Origin of the sequence: Bacteriovorax stolpii (genome assembly GCF_002872415.1) — a bacterium.
GTDB classification, from domain to species: Bacteria; Bdellovibrionota; Bacteriovoracia; order Bacteriovoracales; family Bacteriovoracaceae; genus Bacteriovorax; species Bacteriovorax stolpii.
Genome location: NZ_CP025704.1, coordinates 519,026 through 535,539, shown reverse-complemented (window position 1 = coordinate 535,539; position 16,514 = coordinate 519,026). Strand labels below are relative to the sequence as shown.

Here is a 16,514-nt window from a genome sequence, read left to right as displayed (position 1 = left end):
AATCTTTTTTAAAAAGCCAATAAACTTTACGAACTTTACTTTTAATCGTTACAATAGTTAGAAATTTTTTAAAGCGCGAACCAAAGGGAAAAAGTTATGTCTGAATTCACAAAGAACAAAACGGCCGGCGTTTTTGCTACTGTTTTAATCGGTCTCATCATTCTTGCATTCATGTTTACTGGTTATCAGCAATTCGAAGGCGGTGGATCTGTCTCTCAAGTTGGATCAGTTGGTGGAATGCCAATCAAGCCTGAAGAGTACCAACAAGAATACAATCGTCAGATTGAGTTCTATAAACAAATTATGGGTGGAGAGCTGACTGCAAAGCAACTTGAAGGCCTGAAAATCAAAGAAAGCACGATTAAAAACATCGTTCAAAGAAAGTTAATGGTAAAATTCGCGAAAGATCTCGGAACTTTTCCTTCAGATGAAGAGGTTAAGGCCGAAATTAAGGCGCTTCCATACTTCCAGACTAACGGTCAATTTGACGTTAACCGCTACAAAGGAATTCTCTCTGCAAACCGTCTGACTCCACTTGAATTCGAACAAGATGTTGTCGACCAGATCAGAATGAAAAAAGTTCAAGAGCTAGCTGGAAACTTCCCGCTGTCAAAAGGCTACATGGCCGACATGGCGAAATTCCGTGAAGATCAACTAAACGTTGAAGTTGTTCAGATTTCAAAACACTCTCTTTCTCAATTCATCGACGTCTCTAACGACGAGCTGGCAAAGTTCCTTGCAGTTGAAACCAACCAAAAAAGAGTTGAATCAATGTTCAACGAAAGAAAAGACAGCTTAAACAAACCAGAAGAAGTCACTGCTCGCCACATCCTGCTTTTAACAGAAGGAAAAGATGAAGCTGCAGTAAAAGCACAAATTGAAAAAATTGCCAAAGAAGTGACTCCTGGAAACTTCGCTGCAAAAGCTAATCAGTACACAGAAGATCCGTCTGGAAAAGGTAAAGGCGGAGAGCTTGGAAGCTTCCAGAGAGGAAGAATGGTTCCTGAATTCGACCAGGTCGCATTCACACAAAAACCAGGGACAGTCTCTGCTCCGGTTAAAACACAATTCGGTTACCACTTAATCTTCGTTGAAAAGAAAAATGAAGGCATGACAGCTAAGTTGGCTGACTTCCGCGAAAAATTTGCTCGCGAAATCATTCAAAAAGATAAAGTTGAAGATCTAAAGAAACTTACTGTAGATATCGCCAACAACATGAGGAAAGCTCTTGAAGCTGGAAACGAATCAGAAGTTAAGGCCTTAGCTGCAAAATACAAACTTCAATACAACAAAGGAACTGCTAACCGTATCGATGGGCTCTCAACAGGAGCTTACGTTTCTGCTGATAACATGAAGGAACTATTCGCAGGAGACCTATCTAAGCCGAAGTTCAATTCTTTTGATGACGGTGCAAACCTGATTATGGTAAGAAGCACGGCGGCTGCAAAAGCTACAGATCTAAACGCTCAAGCGAAGACTGCAAGTGATGAAGCCGGCCTAAAGAACGCCCTAGCTCGTAAAATGATGGACAACATCCTAAAAGAGCTGGAAGCGAACACAAAGGTTAAAATCAACCACAATGTTTTACAGATGTAATAAGAGATAAAAGAGCAATGGCCGACAAAAACTCAAAATGGGATCTAAATGTACCGGGGAAATTCTACGTTGATGACCAATGTATCGCTTGCGATGCTTGTGTTATGGAAGCCCCGAGTTTTTTTACCATGAATGATGATGACGGCCATGCTTTTGTTAAATTACAGCCAAAAACTCAGGTAGAACTTGAAGAATGCCTGAGCGCCATGGAAGCCTGCCCTGTCGAAGCTATCGGCAACGACGGTGAAGCCTAAGCCACCTTTTTCCCTTCAGATAATTCAACCGCACTAACCAGAGTTTTATCCAGAATTCCTGAAATCTCAGTCGCTGATTTGGCGCTGACTTCGGTAAGTTTTTCAAACTCATTGATGACGAGTAAAAGATCCTTTCCACTTTCGCCCGACTTAACGGCTTCAACCGAGGCATTAAAAAAAAGCTGCTTGGCCTGAAACATACTTTCATTAATCGTTCTGTTTTCTTCCTTAATCGCGTACATGGTCTCGATCATTTCACTAAAATACTGGTTACTTTCAGTTTCGGCCGGGGCCTTTCTCAAATATTTATTTAAGAGCATAGCTGATAAAAACATCAAAAGCCCCATCAAGACGCTCATGCCTTGAAAAATAAAAATCCTTTCCTTATTCTTTTTTATCTCGCGCTCCAGACGGGCCTTTAAGATCTCTTTTAAATCTGTCACGGCCTTAGTGAACTCTGTCGAAAAATTTTGATAAATCTGATTGTGCATCAACCTTTTTGCCAGGTCTAAATTCGGCACACCTTTATTTTTATAACCACCATTAACGTCGTGATAAAAACCTTTAACGGCGTGGATGGCCTCATCTTCAATGTTCATTAAGTCTTTTGAAAGCTTCAGCGCCTGCTCTACTTTATTTAGTTCATTGCGAGTGAATCCTTGCTGATTAAGCAGTTCTTTTTTTGACGATCTTCTTTTGTCATACTCATCTGCCCATTTCGTCTCACCTGTCACAATATATAAACGCGCAAGACGTGTCAGATCATCAGAATTTTTTTGCAACTCCACAATCCCCTCCAGAGAAGTGTGCCTGAATCCATTTAACTGACTTACTTCAAAAGAGGCCCACAATGAAGCACCAATCGAAGCTAAAAGAAGAGCAAGCAGAATCATATTGATTCTGGAAATATTGCGGTAATTAAGTAGTTTTGACATCAGAAAAGACCTCAAAAGATTCGGCAACGAACTCCTATCGAGACAGAGGGGGTTTTTCTAAACTTAAGATTTTAAAAAAGATTTATTAGGCTGGCTAAACAACAAGGCCTGCACGAAAACAGGCCCTGTTAGAAGTGGTATCTAAAGATTCAAAAATAATTGATCTATCAATGTATTATCTTGGTTGAACGTCTCGATCTTCAAAGTACGGTTAGAATATTTTACTTTAGTAAAAGTAAGCGCATTTGAGTCGAATTTTTGTACATATGGATTCTTAAAAGTTGGCTTATTGACTCGTCCACCGGCAGGGCCAGCGACTAAATAATGAACACCATCTTTAAATGAGCGCTCGTACATATGAGTGTGTCCACTTAACACCAGTTTAACGCCGTATTTTTCAACCATCGGAACCAGCTTTCTTCTTAGCTTCATAACTGCAAAGCTTGTGAACTTATTTAGTGAAGATGAATACACCGGGAAGTGAGTAACAAAAATCAATGGAGTGTTGCTCTTTTGGGCTGCCTGCATTTTTTGTTCAAGCCATGTCCACATTTGATCTTCTTCATCGCTCTTAAGATCGCCGACATTGCTGTTCCAGATAACTAATTGAAAGCCTGGCATTTCAAAGAAAAGGTTTCCGTTTGCCGGACTTCCTTCCCATCTCATGTATTTCTGGAAAAACTTTGGAAGAGCGTAATCAATTTTATGCCCGCGGTAATCATGGTTTCCAATCGCTGCGATTTGCGGAACATCCATCAGATAAGCTTTCCCACCAAGGAAGTACTCAATCCATTCTTGTTCGTCTTTTTGTCCGTTTTGAACCACATCTCCACCGTTAATTAAAAATTGAAGTGGGTCCATTGAGTGGTGGTAAGCAATAACTTGGGCAATCGCTTCATGACGGTCTTTATACTGTTGGGTATCGCTGATAAAACCAAATGTGTAATCCGGAGCTCTCGATCCTTCTGTGCAAGAGAGACCTTCGTAATTTTTGGTGAAAACAACTTCATTTGTTCCGGTATCGCGGATGCGCAGGTCTTTGCTGACTCCACACTCCTCTTTTCCCAGTTCCGTTTGATAATGAATTCCTTTTTTGTATTCAAAAGAACGTTTGATCTTCTGCCCGTCCTCAATCACCAGTTTCTTATCTTCATTTAACTGAAAATTTAAAAGAAGCTGTCCATTAGTGTGCTTGAGTGTATAAGGGGCCACCTTAAATAAATCGGCCGAAAAGGCCTGCGCAGAGCCGACGATACAAAAGGCAAGAAGCCCTAGTCTTAAGTTCATCATTGAAATCATCCTTGATTTTTATTTATTACTTAAGAGTTTCGCTTAGATTTAAAAAGAAAACAAGATGCGTGGATGTCAGGAAATCATCAGGTCTGTGTTGGAACAAACCTGATGACCGGTTGATTTATTTTTCTCTGAATACTTTTCTTAGGCCTTTTGGGTTTGTCTGACGATATTGATCCAGTGTTGAGCGAAGCTCCTCTGTCGTCATCCATCTGCCAGTCTTCTCAAAGTGTTCCTGGTCAGCCTTAGTGACAACTGGAAGTAAGTTACCGCCAATAGACTTTAAACTCGCCATTGTCGTAATCGTTAAACTTGGAACATCTTTCGTGAAGTCTTTAGGGATTCCTGAAATTTTCGACATCATCCCCCAAAGTCCCGGGATATATCGTGTCGACCAGATCACTTTCGCAGCAACGCTCGTCATATTTTCATAGATGCGGTAATCGTAATCCTGAATCCATCTGAACATCTCTCCTAAAAGAGCATCCTTTCTCCATGAATCGCGCATCACGCGGTAATCTGTCCAGTCTAGCACAACATCAAAGCGTGAATCTGTTTCCATGTCTGTTGGAACCATCATCGGCCCTTTTTTAACGCCGACACGCTTTAAGAATTTTGGGTCATCTAAAAGAATCTGTGACTCCATTTCCGGAATTATCATAGCTCCGTTGGAGACCGTTTTATAAGCATCGTAGGCCACTTCTTCACATGACATTTTGCTATTGTCAGAAAAATCCAACTCATAATCATACGGAATGTACTTCTTTTCAGATTTAAGCTTTTGAACCTTGTTGTACATGTAGTTGGCCGCTTTCGAGGCCAAGGCCTGGTCTTTTGCTCTTAACACCAGGATGCGGGCATTTTCGTTTTTAAGCGCCTCTTCAATCGGGAAAATGCTCACACCTTTTCCGACATATGATTCAATCGTTGTCACTTCTTTTGTTTTTTCATCAACGTGAACAAAAACAATATGGCTGAAAACGGATTTAGGTGCTGCTAGTTCCGAAATCGTGCTCGAAACAAAGCTGATCCCTTTAGTGATCATGATATCGCCGTTTTTAAACTCGAATTTAGCCTTTGGATCAATCCCCGCTCCTACGTGATAGGGACGGTATTTATCGACCTCATAAACCGGCACAGGTTCTTCCTGATATTTAATCGAATCAGCAGAGATCTGGGCATCGCTATAGTAGTGAACTCCAACATAATCCTCCACCATGCGCATTTTCAGGTAAAGGTCTTTAACTTTTGCCTTACATTCAACCGGTAAAACATCCAACATAGAGTGAATGGCCATTCTGGCATCAAAACTTTGGTCCAGGATTTCCTGTCCTTGGTTTTTAATGACTTCGATATTCAGAGTCTCTGGCGCTTTACTATATTGTTCAATCAAAAGGTCTAAATCGCGGCTACAGCTTTGAACATTAAAATCTCTCGTCGCTACCCGATCAATGATTACCTGGGATTTTTCCAGGAGATCCATTGATGTTTCTACACTTGAGGGCTTTCTCCAGCTTTTCGGCCAATAGGCACAAGAGGAGAGGACAAAAGCGATTAAAATAATTAAACAAGTATTTCTTTTCATATTTGTTCCAGTATTTTCCCAAAAAAAAGGGGCCCTTCCTAGGCCCCTTTATTATTTAGCTAGCTAAAATTATCTCTTAATCTGAAGAACTTGTTGTAGCATTTCGTCTGCTGTTGTTAACGTCTTAGCGTTAGCCTGGAAGTTTCTTTGAGCTGTCATCAGGTTAACGAATTCGTTTGCGATATCAACGTTTGAAAGCTCGATTGACTTAGAAAGAACTTCTCCACGTCCAGACTCACCTGGTTTACCAAGAGCAGCTTGTCCAGATGCTTTTGATTCTTTGAAAAGGTTCTTACCAATTTTGAATAGACCTTCGTTGTTTTCAAACTTTGCTACAGCGATTTGAGCTACGTCTCTTGTTTCACCGTTATCGTATGAAGCAGTTAAAATCCCTTTATCGTTAAATGAAAGAGAAGTTAATGTTGCAGCTGAAGCTCCATCTTGAGTGTGGCGGGCCATTGCTGAATCAGATCCGTACTGAGTAGAAGCATCAAGACCGTTTCCACCTTCTTTAATCGATTGACCAAAGTTGAAAGTAATTTTTTGGTCTTTAGCAGCACCTTTGTTGAAGTTAAAAGAGTTTTTAGATGTTTTCTCTTCTTCAAGTTGTCCCTTATCATTGAAGATAAGAGTACCAGAAGCTTGCTCATACATTGTATCCGGCTTTCCACCTTCAACATCTTTTCCATCAACAGCAATATGGTATTCCCACTGATTGTTATCTACTTTGTTGTAGTAAGCAGTTACAGTTCTAGCTGTACCGATGTTATCGTAAATTGTCATTGAGTTAGAGAAGTTAGAAGTTTTCTCTGGGTTTTCGATGTTAAATTCCATCTTGTTCATACGAGAATCAAGGTTCATCGACATTAGAACTTCTTTTGTCGCTTTCGCTGGGATTGTTGTGTTTCCTAGTTTAATAGCGTCGATTTTGTTAACCATTTTTCCGTTTTCATCGGCCTGGAAACCAAGAACTTTGTATCCGTCCATCGTTGTTAACTGACCTTCTTTATCGAAGTGGAATGATCCATCACGAGTAAACGTTCTTCCTGCTGGAGCTTCAATTGTGAACATACCGTCACCAGAAAGTGCAAGGTCTGTTACTGAATCTGTTCTTGAGATATCCCCTTGAGTCATTAGAGGCTTAATGTGACCTAATTTTGTACCGGCACCGAATTGGTCTCCCCCTTCGATTCCTTTAAGTGATACTGCTAATACGTCTTGAAATTCAGCTCTAGAAGATTTAAATCCGTTTGTTCCGGCGTTAGCGATGTTATCACCGATTACACCCATACCTTGACCAGAAGCATTTAAACCAGAAACACCAATTGTGAATGAACGTAGAATACCCATTATGTCCCTCCTAGACCTAATCGCTTAAAGATGTTTATAGCACTACAGGCTTTAAACTCAGGTTTCCGGAAAGGACCAACCGTTTTCTTTAAGACTTTTATTATTAATTTGTTAATTCATTAAAATCGTAGAATCAATTTTCGTAAAAACGTTTTCTCCAATACTTTCTTTATCAATCGCAGTTACAATCGTGTTTTTCGGAACATCTACTATGTACGCCGCTTTACCCGTAATAACTAACGAATCCTGCCCTCCTTTTAATTTCAGGCGATCCATTGCTGTTTGTAATTTTGTGTATTCATCTTTATCAATTGAAATGTTTCTTTCTTGAAGCCTTCTCATCGCGTGAGTTGAAAGCTGAATGCCTTTTTTTGGAGCTAGAGCTGACTGACCTTCTTGCTCTGCAACCTGTGAGTCTAAGAGTCCCTTAAACTCTGACGTTTCCCCTTGCTTTAACTTATTAACGTCATCCGTCTTCTTCTGCGACGGCAGCTGCGTGACGTTCGGAATAAGAATGTTGTTAATTTTAGGATTCGCCATTTTTCTTTCTTTTTACCTTATATTTTTTCTTATATTTTTTTTTGCAAAAAAATTATTGTTTCTCTACTTGATTATAAGCTTGCGCCGCTTGCTTTTGCAATGCAGGAATATTTTTTCCCTGATCATTATTTTCCGCTACAGAAAAACTTTGAACATCTTTTAGGAAAACTTTTTTTCCATTCGCAAGATCTAATACAGTTTCACCGTCTTCGAAATGTACACCTTGTACTAAACCTTCAGAGCGAGTTGAACCGTTAAACTTATTGTTGTTTTCATCGAAACCAATCACCTCAAAGTGATATGTTTCTTTCGCTGCAATTTGTCCGTCGAATCCAATTCCATCCCACGTTACGTCTTGCATTCCTTTTTGTAAATTCTCTCTTTCAATTCTGGCAACAAGCTGGTTCTTGTTATCAAGAATGTTGATAACTGCGGCCTTTGCTGGCTGATCAAGGAAGAAAGGAACTCTTACATCTTTCCCGTCACCTTTGTAGTCAATGCTCGTTCCAGATGTCACAACTTTTCTTCCTAAGAAAGCTGCTCCTTGAACACGTTTATCATCAACTGCATTTTGGTTAACAGCATCCATTTTTTTATTCATTGCTGTCAACTGCTCTAACTGCGAGAATTGAGCAAGGTTGGCCGAGAAATCTTTTTGATCCATTGGCTTCATTGGATCTTGATTTTTTAATTGGTGAGCAAGAAGTTTCATAAAACCATCTTGACCAAGTTCTTCTTTTTTTCTTCTGTCAACAAAACGCGCTTCAGGTTTATTTCCGGCGATCTGGTTTAATGAATCACCGACTGCTCTGTTAGTAACAGCGCCATTTCCTGCCGACGGTTGTCTGTTGATTTTAATATCCGAGAATGGGTTTTGCTCTACTGGTCTTCCAATTTCTGGCATACCTTAAGCTCCGTATCTTTGTTGATTATCGCGGGCCTCTTGCCATAACTCTCTTCTTCTCTGAGATCCATTTGACGAGTCACCTGAATCAAAGCTCATAAATTCTTTTGGAGCTTGATTATATTGAGAGTTCCCAGATTGTCTTGAATCATTTTGAGCGAAGCTAGAAGATTCACCACCAGAAACGATTCTTAAATCTGAAAGCTGGATTCCTGCTTGAGAAAGATTTTTCAGAAGGCCTGTTTCATTCTTCATAAAGAACTCATGTCCTTCTGCTGTTGATGTCGTGATTTGCATATCCATTTGGTTCGATCCAGGGATCGTTGGTTTTGTCACCTGAATCTTGAACTGTCCAAGAGCATCGTGCTTAACTGTTAAGTCGATACTATCCTGATTTGCGACTTGGCTTTGTTGAACGTAATCACTGATACGTTTAATAACTTCTTCCGTATTTGATGCATTCATTTTAGAAAGATCTAAAACTTTTCCAGAATTTTGCGTCTGCATACTCTGTCCCATTTCCTGCTTTTGCTGCATTAAAGGGATGAACTGCTCTTTTACCATCGCAGTTTCTGCTCCGATTTTTAAATCCGGATTTTTCAACTCATCAATTGCCGACTTTGGCTTTGTTTCTTTAAAGGCCAAGTCTTTTGTATTTCTGATGACGTTGTCACTTAAAAGATTTTGTTTTTGCCCGTAAGCTTTCATCGACTGGTTTAATTGTTTTTGCATCAATGCTTTTGGATCGAAGTCTAAAGCAGCGTCGCCTACCAATTGAGCTGGAGCTTTTTCAGCTTTTGCTTCTGTCATGTTCTTGATGAAGTCTTCACTTGAAAGACCAAGCTTCGAAACAGATTCAGGATTTGTTGCCAGAACTTTTTCAGTTGTAACTGCTGCGCTTCCTACGTCCTTAGACTTTGATTCCTTGATTAAGAAATCAAGAGCGCTTCCTTTATTGTTTTTTGTTTCTTTAGAGTTTGTGTTTTGAAGTGTCTCACCTTCAACACCCTGAACGTTTCCTTCTTCACCTTTTAATGTTTTTAAAAGCTGGTCAAGATTCGTTGAAGCCGAAGTGATTTTTCCGTCAAGGGCTTCACCTTTTACTGGTGCACCTTTTTGTCCTTCTGCTGAAACTTGAGTTTTTGCCAGAAGGCCGTCGATATTTTTTAAGACTTCAGGAGACAGTGCCTGCTCAGTTGTAAGGGCCGTCTGCTCTGTTTTCTTATCTTGTTCTTGTGATTTATTTTTTAGAAGAGCATCTACTTTCGCTTCAGAGTTTGAAGCTTTTGTTTCTGTGGCCACTTCACCTTTTAGAGTCTGTGGTTGAGCTGATCCTTCTGCAGATTTAGTTTCTGAGTTACCAAGAAGATTTCCAAACAACGAAGCGAATGCTCCTTGCTCTGCCTCTTTTCCTTCTTTATTTTGACCAATAACACCTGCAACTTTGCCATTAGCATTCACAGATGCCGCTGCATCCGTTTTCCCTGTAGCTGGAGCTACATTTTGTGCTAATAAATTTACTGGCAATCCTTGCATACGTTCCTTTTAATCATCCTAATTAAAGTTTCAACGCCTCTTGTTATATTAACTTACTTTTTCATTTGAAGAAACTGCTTTTGAAGTCGGGCAGAAACTTCCTTATCCATCAAATTGAAGATCTTTGAAGCCTTCGTTGAATCCAGTTGGCTTAATATCCTAACAGAAAGGTCAGGATCTTGAACCGTCAGGACATCGGCCGCGTTTTGTGGCTTCATACCAGAAATAACATCCACCATCTGAGACACTCTTTTATCGGCCTGTGCGCTTTTTTCGTCAACGCATCCTAAGAACTTCTTTTGCGAGTCCTGGAACTCCACCAGCTTCTTCTTAAAGTCGGCCTTGTTCATTTCTAGCTCTTCTGATTCTTTTTTAACTGCAAGCTCTTTTACCTTGATAGCTTCTTCTTTTTCTAAAAGCTCTTTAGAGAAATCCACCAGGTTAGCGCTTCCCGCTTTTTTCATTAACTTTGTCGCTTCTTCAAGCACAGCTGCTTTAAATTCTTCTTCCGTGTATTCGCGCTTAGCGGGAGCGGCCGGGGCCGCTGGAGCTTTTTTAGCTGTTGCTGCATACACCAGACTTGCTACTGTCAACATAGCTACGATTGAAGTTGTATATAAAATTTTTCTCGTTTTCATAATATTTCCTAGAGTAATCCCTTAGAGCCATTTGATCTCATCATCAGAATTTCTTCGATGGCTTCCTGTTCTTTTTTATTTCTTTCTTTAGACCACTCGTCCTTCTTTTTTTCTTTGAAGTTCTCCATGACCTTTACTTCACCGCGGGCCTGTGCCAGCTCGGCTATTTTTTTATCGTATTTTTTTCTCAGAGACCACAATAGGTTCTCTTTGTTTTTGATGTCTTCTTTTTTTCCTTGAATGAATAACGGAAAAAACTGAAGCATTTGTCCTGCTGAAGGATCTTTCATGAACGTTTCTTGCGCTTCATAAGTCTCTTCAATTGCCTTATTGGCTTCAGCAATTTTGTCTTCAACAGCAGTGATCTCTCTTAGGATTTCTCCCAGCTCGATCTTAATTTTCTTTTCTTTAAACTCGCGAACCTTTAGAAGACCGTCGAGTTTGAATTTAAACTTTTGCATCTATTTTTTTACTTATTAATGTTTTCAGCTTTTCTTGCAATTTCAACCATGCGGTCAAAAAGCGCATCAATTGTTAAGAACTCTGTCATCCCCTGAGTTTGCTTCAGAAGAGTCATTAAATCGTCATAAATCAACATCGCCTTATCAACCTTAGGGTTTGATCCCTTGGCATAGGCACCAACGTTAATCAGGTCCTCATTGGCCTTATAAGCGGCCATTAAATCTCTTAAGTGAGATGAAACAATTCTGTGTTCCTTCGAAGCAACCTTCGACATAACTCTGGATAGAGATGCCAGAACATCAATTGCCGGAAATTGGTTTCGTGAAGCAAGCTCTCTTGATAAAACAATGTGTCCGTCGGCAATCGCTCTTACCGCATCGGCAATCGGCTCATCCATATCGCCCCCTTCAACGAGAACGGTATAAACTCCAGTGATTGATCCTGCTCCGGTCTTCGTTCCTGCACGCTCCATCAGTTTTGGAAGTTTCGCAAAGACTGAGGGTGTGTACCCTTTCTGTCCTGGTGGCTCACCAGCTGAAAGAGAGATCTCACGGTTTGCCATTGCAAAACGTGTGATTGAGTCCATCATCAAAAGAACGTCAGCGTTCTGATCGCGGAAATACTCGGCAACTGTTGTCGCCACGTAAGCCGCTTTCATTCTCGTTAGCGCTGATGAATCTGAAGTTGCAACAATAACTACCGACTTCTTTAAACCTTCAGGTCCAAGGTCGTGCTCAATGAATTCTAGAACCTCGCGACCACGCTCTCCGATAAGCGCGATAACGTTGATGTCTGCACTTGAGTTCTGGGCGATCATACCCATGGTTACCGACTTACCAACACCCGAACCGGCCATGATGGCAAAACGCTGTCCTTTTCCTGCTGTCATAAAACAGTTAATAGCGTGGATACCAGTATCCAGCGCCTCACTGATTGGCGGTCTTTGAAGTGGGTTTAAGGCCACACCGTAGATGCTTCTCGCTTCTACACCTGTTTGTTCAATCGGGCCTTTTCCATCGATAGGATTTCCCTGGAAATCGATAACACGTCCAAGGAATCCTTGTGAGATTTTAATTGTTGTTGTCAGGTCTTTTAAGTAAACGCGAGTCTCTGAGTTAATTCCTGAAAGTTCATCGTATGGCATCGCCATACAACGGTTTCCATTAATCCCTACGACCTCACCTAAAGACTTATCCCCGTATTCAGTAACGAACTCAACGTTCGCACCAATAGGAGCTCTTGGAAGGTTAATTTCAAAAACCATTCCTTTATTAGCAAACACCTTTCCGATTTTCTGGAAAGGAGAAGCGTATTCGTAATTTTTATGGATTGAAGAGAGATCAAGATTCTTGTCCATTTACTCCCCCTTTAGACTTTCGCCAGTACGTCTTCAAACAGTTTATCAAGTGACTTGAATTGCTCTTCCATTGTCGCGTTGATAATTCCGTTTTCTGACTCTACTACAATTCCTCTTGTCGTAACCGATGAATCGATTTCCACTCTCACGTTCTTCATTTCACCTAAACGACCTTGAACATGATTCAGGACATCCGGCATTGAAGCAAAATCATCTGCATTCACCTGGATTAAAAGATTATGTCTTGCTTGCATTTCTAAAAGCAGTCTTTCTAGTAGTCTTTCGATGTATTTTCCATCGTCCTGAAGCTCTCTTAGGACGATCCACTTTGAAAGATTTCTCAGTAACTGATACATTTCTGTTTTTTGGTTAAATAGAATTTCTTCCTGAGTCTTTAAAACAGCTGTCACCATTTGTGAGAAATCTTCAAGCTTTTCATCAACAGCGCTTCTCATCTGGTCAAAGATCTCTTCGCGCCCTTGGTTTACACCTTCATCAAATCCGGCCTTAAAAGCTTCGTCCTGGATTTCAGCAACTCTTCTTTTAACTTCTTCTTCTACACGGTGTTCATATTCACGGTCTTCCTGGTCTCTTAAACCACGGAACTGCTCAACGATAGGGTTAACTTTAAACTGAGAGTTTTTTGCAAACTCTCTTTCAGTTTTAATAACTCTTTGGAATTCACTTTTCTCAATGGTCTGAGCTGCAGTAAGCAGTGGCTTGAACTCGAATAACTTAACAGACTCGTTCCCTTCTTCCACTTCTGTGAAACTCTGAAACTTGTATTCTGTAACTTCGCCGGTCGCTTTAACCATTTTATAAATTCCTTATTTAAACTATTAAACCAGAGAATCACCGTCAGAACCACGAGCGATAAAGGCTTTACCTTGACCTTCAAGTTCTTTAACTTTAGCAACCATTTCAGCCTGTGCTTTTTCAACATCTGAAAGCTTAGTAGGTCCAAGGGCCTCAAGATCTTCTCTAAGCAGCGTAGCCGCACGGTTTGACATGTTCTTGAAAAGCTTTTGCTTGATTTCGTCTGGTGCCGTCTTCATTGCAATAACCAGCTTTCCGTTGTCCACTTCGCGAAGAAGGTTCTGGATACCTTTGTCGTCCACGTATAGAAGGTCTTCGAAAGTAAACATAAGTTTTCTGATCTCTTCTGCCAGCTCTGGATCTTTTTCTTCAACACGAGACATGATGTTCTTCTCAGTGTTTTTATCCATAAGGTTAAGCATATCAGCGATCGGCTCAACACCACCAAGCTGGTTAGTGTCGATAGAACCAAGAGTTGAAAGTTCAGTTTTAAGTACGTCGTCAAGCTGAGAGATAAGCTCAGGAGAAACGTAGTCAAGGTTGGCCACACGAAGAACAACTTCCGCCTGTAGACCTTCAGGAAGACGTCTTAGAACGTCTACTTTTCTTTCTGGTGCAAGGTGAGCAACGATAAGCGCGATAGTTTGCGGGTGCTCGTTGATTAAGAAGTTTGATAATGTTCTTGTATCTACCAGTTCAAGAGATTCAAGTGTATTTGATTGTCCAACTTCTACGATCTGACCAAGAAGTTGTTTTGCTCTATCTTCACCAAGAGTGTTGATGATGAAATCGCGTCCGCGGTTTTCCGCGAATAGTAAGTCGTTTTCTTCATTTAGTTGCTTGTAAAAATCCTCAAGAACTCTCTTAACCATCCAGATTGGCGCGCGCTTAACGTTCGACATCGCGTTGATCATTCTCTTAACATCATTATCTTTCATGTTTTGAAAGATAAGCTGGGTAATGTTCATTCCCAGTGAGCTCAAAAGAAGTCCCGCTCTGTCCTGGCCATTTAGGAGGCCATACTCTGTGTCGGGATCTAATTGGTTGTCGTTCAGTGCTGCCATCGTTTATTCCTCAATAAGGATTAATTACGCAATTTGTTTATCTGATTCAGAAGAGTGGATCATCTCGTGGATAATCTGAGCTGCTTTACCTGGATTGTTTTCAACCAGAGCAATGATTTTTTCACGAAGCATGTTCCCTTCAATCTTCTCAGGGTTAAGTTTTTCTTCAATCTGCGGAAGAGCATCCTCAAGACCTGGTAGGCGTTGGTTGGCCTGAACTTTTTCAAGCTCTTCAAGTGTACGAGGTAAGAAGTCTTCCACTGTTTCGATCGTGTTGTCCGTAACCCATTGGATGAAAGGACGAACTACCAGGAAGAAGAATAACGAGATCGTTAACCCTACGGCCAGGTACTTTACGATGTTTCTGATAAGTTCACGGTTAGCTTGCTCTTTTAAGATGGCATCAGCTACCGTCATGTCTTCTCTAGCGAATTCCATGTTCTTGATGATCAGCTTGTCACCGCGCTTGTCACTTGTTCCAAGTGTACTTGCTACGATTTGCTGGAAGTTCTCAAGATCAGCTGCAGACCACTTCTCATACTTCATAACAGGGTTCCCCTGCTTATCAAGTTGAGCTGCTCCGTTTTCATCTAATACTGGAACTCTTTTACCATCAATCATAACCGCAGCAGAGATTGCTTTTACGTTTGCTGCTGGCTTCTTAGACTGAGTGACTTTTGTTGGAACATTGAAGTTTCTCGTCGTAAGTTCTTTTGTTACGTTATTTTTTGTTTCAGCTACACCTGCTTGCGGCTCTTCACCTGGAAGATTTGCGCGAGCTCCAACCACTCCTTGAGGTGATGGACGTGACCCAGCAAGATTCTGAGAGTTCTTCACTTCAGACACTACCGCTGCGTTTTCGTTGTCGTAAGATGTCTCCGTTGAAACTGCTTCTGTGAAATCCAGGTCAACTGTTACTTTTGCTACAACTTTTCCATCTCCAACAACCTTGCTTAGGATGTCTTCGATTTGTCTTTCGTATTTTTGGTTTAATTGAGCCTCAAGAGCAAGTCTGTTTGCCGTTGTAGCCGTCATCGGGTCACCGATGTTTTCAGAAAGCTTCTTACCGCGGTCATCTAGGATAACTACGTTTTCAACTCTCATTTCTTCAACTGAAGAAGCAACTAATGAAGCCACCCCTTTAATTTCAGCTGGAGTTAATGACACTCCATTATTTAATTCAAGAACAACTGAAGCTGAAGGAGCTTTCTTTTCAGCTACAAATGGAGAAGATTCCGGGATTGAAATGTGAACGCGAGCGCGCTTTACACCCTGGATGTACATAATCGACTTAACAAGCTCTCCTTCAAGAGCTCTTTGCTTATTTACTTTCTGAACGAAACTTGTCGTCCCGAATGATTGTTTATCAAAAACTTCATACCCTACAGTTCCCGAGAAGCTTGTTCCAAGCTTCGCGATTTCCAGACGCCACACTCCAACTAGATCCTCTGGGATCGAAATTGTTTTACCGTCATCTGATGTTTGGTATGGGATTTTCTTCTCTTCAAGAATGATGGCTATCTTTCTTGCATCTTCTTTATTTAGATCAGTGTAAAGAGTGTCATATCTTGTTTTAGAAGCCCAAACAACAATTCCCACCATCGCAGCTGCAATCATACAGGCAACAATGATGAAACCAAGTTTTTTAGTGGCATCTAATCCATTAAAAAATTCTTTGAAGTTTCTAACAATCTTTTCCAAAATATCTTGCAAGGGAATCCTCCTGATAATCCAATTTCACATCCTATGAAATCTTATATCGCCCTAGTAACCAGTAACCGAGTAACCAAAGAAGCTGTGATCCAAAATCACATTTGCATTCTCATAATTTCTTTATAAGCTTCAATCACTTTCATACGAACCTGGTTCATAGTCTTGAAAGCAATTTCCGCATTTTCTACCGCAAGCATTGTCTCACTGATATTTTTAGTCTGTCCTGAAGCTAATTTCTGAATCGCTTTATTAGCTTCAACCTGCATGCTATTTACTTCAGCCAGTGATGAGGCCATGATTTCAGAAAAGCTCTGAGGAGCTGCTGCGCCTTGAGCTTGTCCAGCTGTTAGTTCATTGAAGTTTGGAAGGCTCGCCTGATCAATCGAAGCACTTTTCGTCCAATCCTGAGTGCTATATTTCGATAGCATCTTGTTCATGTTTCCTACGTTTTCAATCGACATCTTTGTCTCC

The 16,514-nt window shown here is 40.8% G+C and carries 16 protein-coding genes; 2 read left to right on the top strand and 14 right to left on the bottom strand.

Annotated elements, in window-relative coordinates; translation table 11 throughout:
* The first annotated feature begins 96 nt into the window (after positions 1–96).
* Positions 97–1,596 (top strand): peptidylprolyl isomerase, encoded by a 1,500-nt coding sequence (locus tag C0V70_RS02505; RefSeq protein ID WP_102242288.1) that lies wholly within the window; start codon positions 97–99, stop codon positions 1,594–1,596.
* A 17-nt stretch (positions 1,597–1,613) separates the two neighbouring features.
* Entirely contained in the window at positions 1,614–1,850 is a 237-nt protein-coding gene (locus C0V70_RS02500) for a ferredoxin (RefSeq protein ID WP_102242287.1), read from the top strand.
* On the opposite strand, the gene C0V70_RS02495 is transcribed toward C0V70_RS02500, so the two are convergent.
* The 14 genes from C0V70_RS02495 to fliE form a co-directional block, all read right to left on the bottom strand.
* Positions 1,847–2,785 (bottom strand): methyl-accepting chemotaxis protein, encoded by a 939-nt coding sequence (locus tag C0V70_RS02495; protein ID WP_102242286.1) that lies wholly within the window; start codon positions 2,783–2,785, stop codon positions 1,847–1,849. The two genes, C0V70_RS02500 and C0V70_RS02495, sit on opposite strands and share 4 nt — an antisense overlap.
* A gap of 141 nt (positions 2,786–2,926) precedes the next feature.
* Positions 2,927–4,075 carry a metallophosphoesterase family protein gene (locus tag C0V70_RS02490; RefSeq protein ID WP_158649534.1) on the bottom strand — a complete coding sequence of 383 codons (1,149 nt, stop codon included), beginning with the start codon at positions 4,073–4,075 and terminating at the stop codon, positions 2,927–2,929.
* Between the two features lie 124 nt (positions 4,076–4,199).
* Positions 4,200–5,663, bottom strand: a complete 1,464-nt coding sequence (locus tag C0V70_RS02485) for a hypothetical protein (protein ID WP_102242284.1) — start codon at positions 5,661–5,663, stop codon at positions 4,200–4,202.
* Between the two features lie 69 nt (positions 5,664–5,732).
* A complete protein-coding gene (locus tag C0V70_RS02480; protein WP_102242283.1) occupies positions 5,733–7,013 on the bottom strand; it encodes a flagellar hook protein FlgE in 1,281 nt (426 codons plus the stop codon).
* Positions 7,014–7,124: 111 nt separating this feature from the next.
* The gene (locus C0V70_RS02475; RefSeq protein WP_102242282.1) at positions 7,125–7,553 is read right to left on the bottom strand and encodes a TIGR02530 family flagellar biosynthesis protein; all 429 of its coding nucleotides are present in this window, start codon (positions 7,551–7,553) and stop codon (positions 7,125–7,127) included.
* A gap of 52 nt (positions 7,554–7,605) precedes the next feature.
* A complete protein-coding gene (locus tag C0V70_RS02470) occupies positions 7,606–8,457 on the bottom strand; it encodes a flagellar hook assembly protein FlgD (RefSeq protein WP_102242281.1) in 852 nt (283 codons plus the stop codon).
* A gap of 3 nt (positions 8,458–8,460) precedes the next feature.
* The gene (locus tag C0V70_RS02465; protein ID WP_102242280.1) at positions 8,461–9,993 is read right to left on the bottom strand and encodes a hypothetical protein; all 1,533 of its coding nucleotides are present in this window, start codon (positions 9,991–9,993) and stop codon (positions 8,461–8,463) included.
* Positions 9,994–10,046: 53 nt separating this feature from the next.
* Entirely contained in the window at positions 10,047–10,631 is a 585-nt protein-coding gene (locus tag C0V70_RS02460) for a MotE family protein (protein WP_102242279.1), read from the bottom strand.
* An 8-nt stretch (positions 10,632–10,639) separates the two neighbouring features.
* Positions 10,640–11,092: a flagellar export protein FliJ gene (fliJ, locus tag C0V70_RS02455; RefSeq protein WP_102242278.1), complete on the bottom strand. Its 453-nt coding sequence runs from the start codon at positions 11,090–11,092 to the stop codon at positions 10,640–10,642.
* A gap of 8 nt (positions 11,093–11,100) precedes the next feature.
* The gene (locus C0V70_RS02450; protein ID WP_102242277.1) at positions 11,101–12,450 is read right to left on the bottom strand and encodes a FliI/YscN family ATPase; all 1,350 of its coding nucleotides are present in this window, start codon (positions 12,448–12,450) and stop codon (positions 11,101–11,103) included.
* 11 nt (positions 12,451–12,461) lie between these two features.
* Positions 12,462–13,265 (bottom strand): FliH/SctL family protein, encoded by an 804-nt coding sequence (locus C0V70_RS02445; protein WP_102242276.1) that lies wholly within the window; start codon positions 13,263–13,265, stop codon positions 12,462–12,464.
* Positions 13,266–13,289: 24 nt separating this feature from the next.
* Entirely contained in the window at positions 13,290–14,330 is a 1,041-nt protein-coding gene (gene fliG / locus C0V70_RS02440) for a flagellar motor switch protein FliG (protein ID WP_243733581.1), read from the bottom strand.
* A 24-nt stretch (positions 14,331–14,354) separates the two neighbouring features.
* Positions 14,355–16,043, bottom strand: coding sequence for a flagellar basal-body MS-ring/collar protein FliF (gene fliF, locus C0V70_RS02435; RefSeq protein WP_158649533.1), 1,689 nt, complete (start codon positions 16,041–16,043; stop codon positions 14,355–14,357).
* A 95-nt stretch (positions 16,044–16,138) separates the two neighbouring features.
* Positions 16,139–16,504, bottom strand: coding sequence for a flagellar hook-basal body complex protein FliE (gene fliE, locus C0V70_RS02430; protein WP_102242274.1), 366 nt, complete (start codon positions 16,502–16,504; stop codon positions 16,139–16,141).
* Positions 16,505–16,514: the final 10 nt, after the last annotated feature.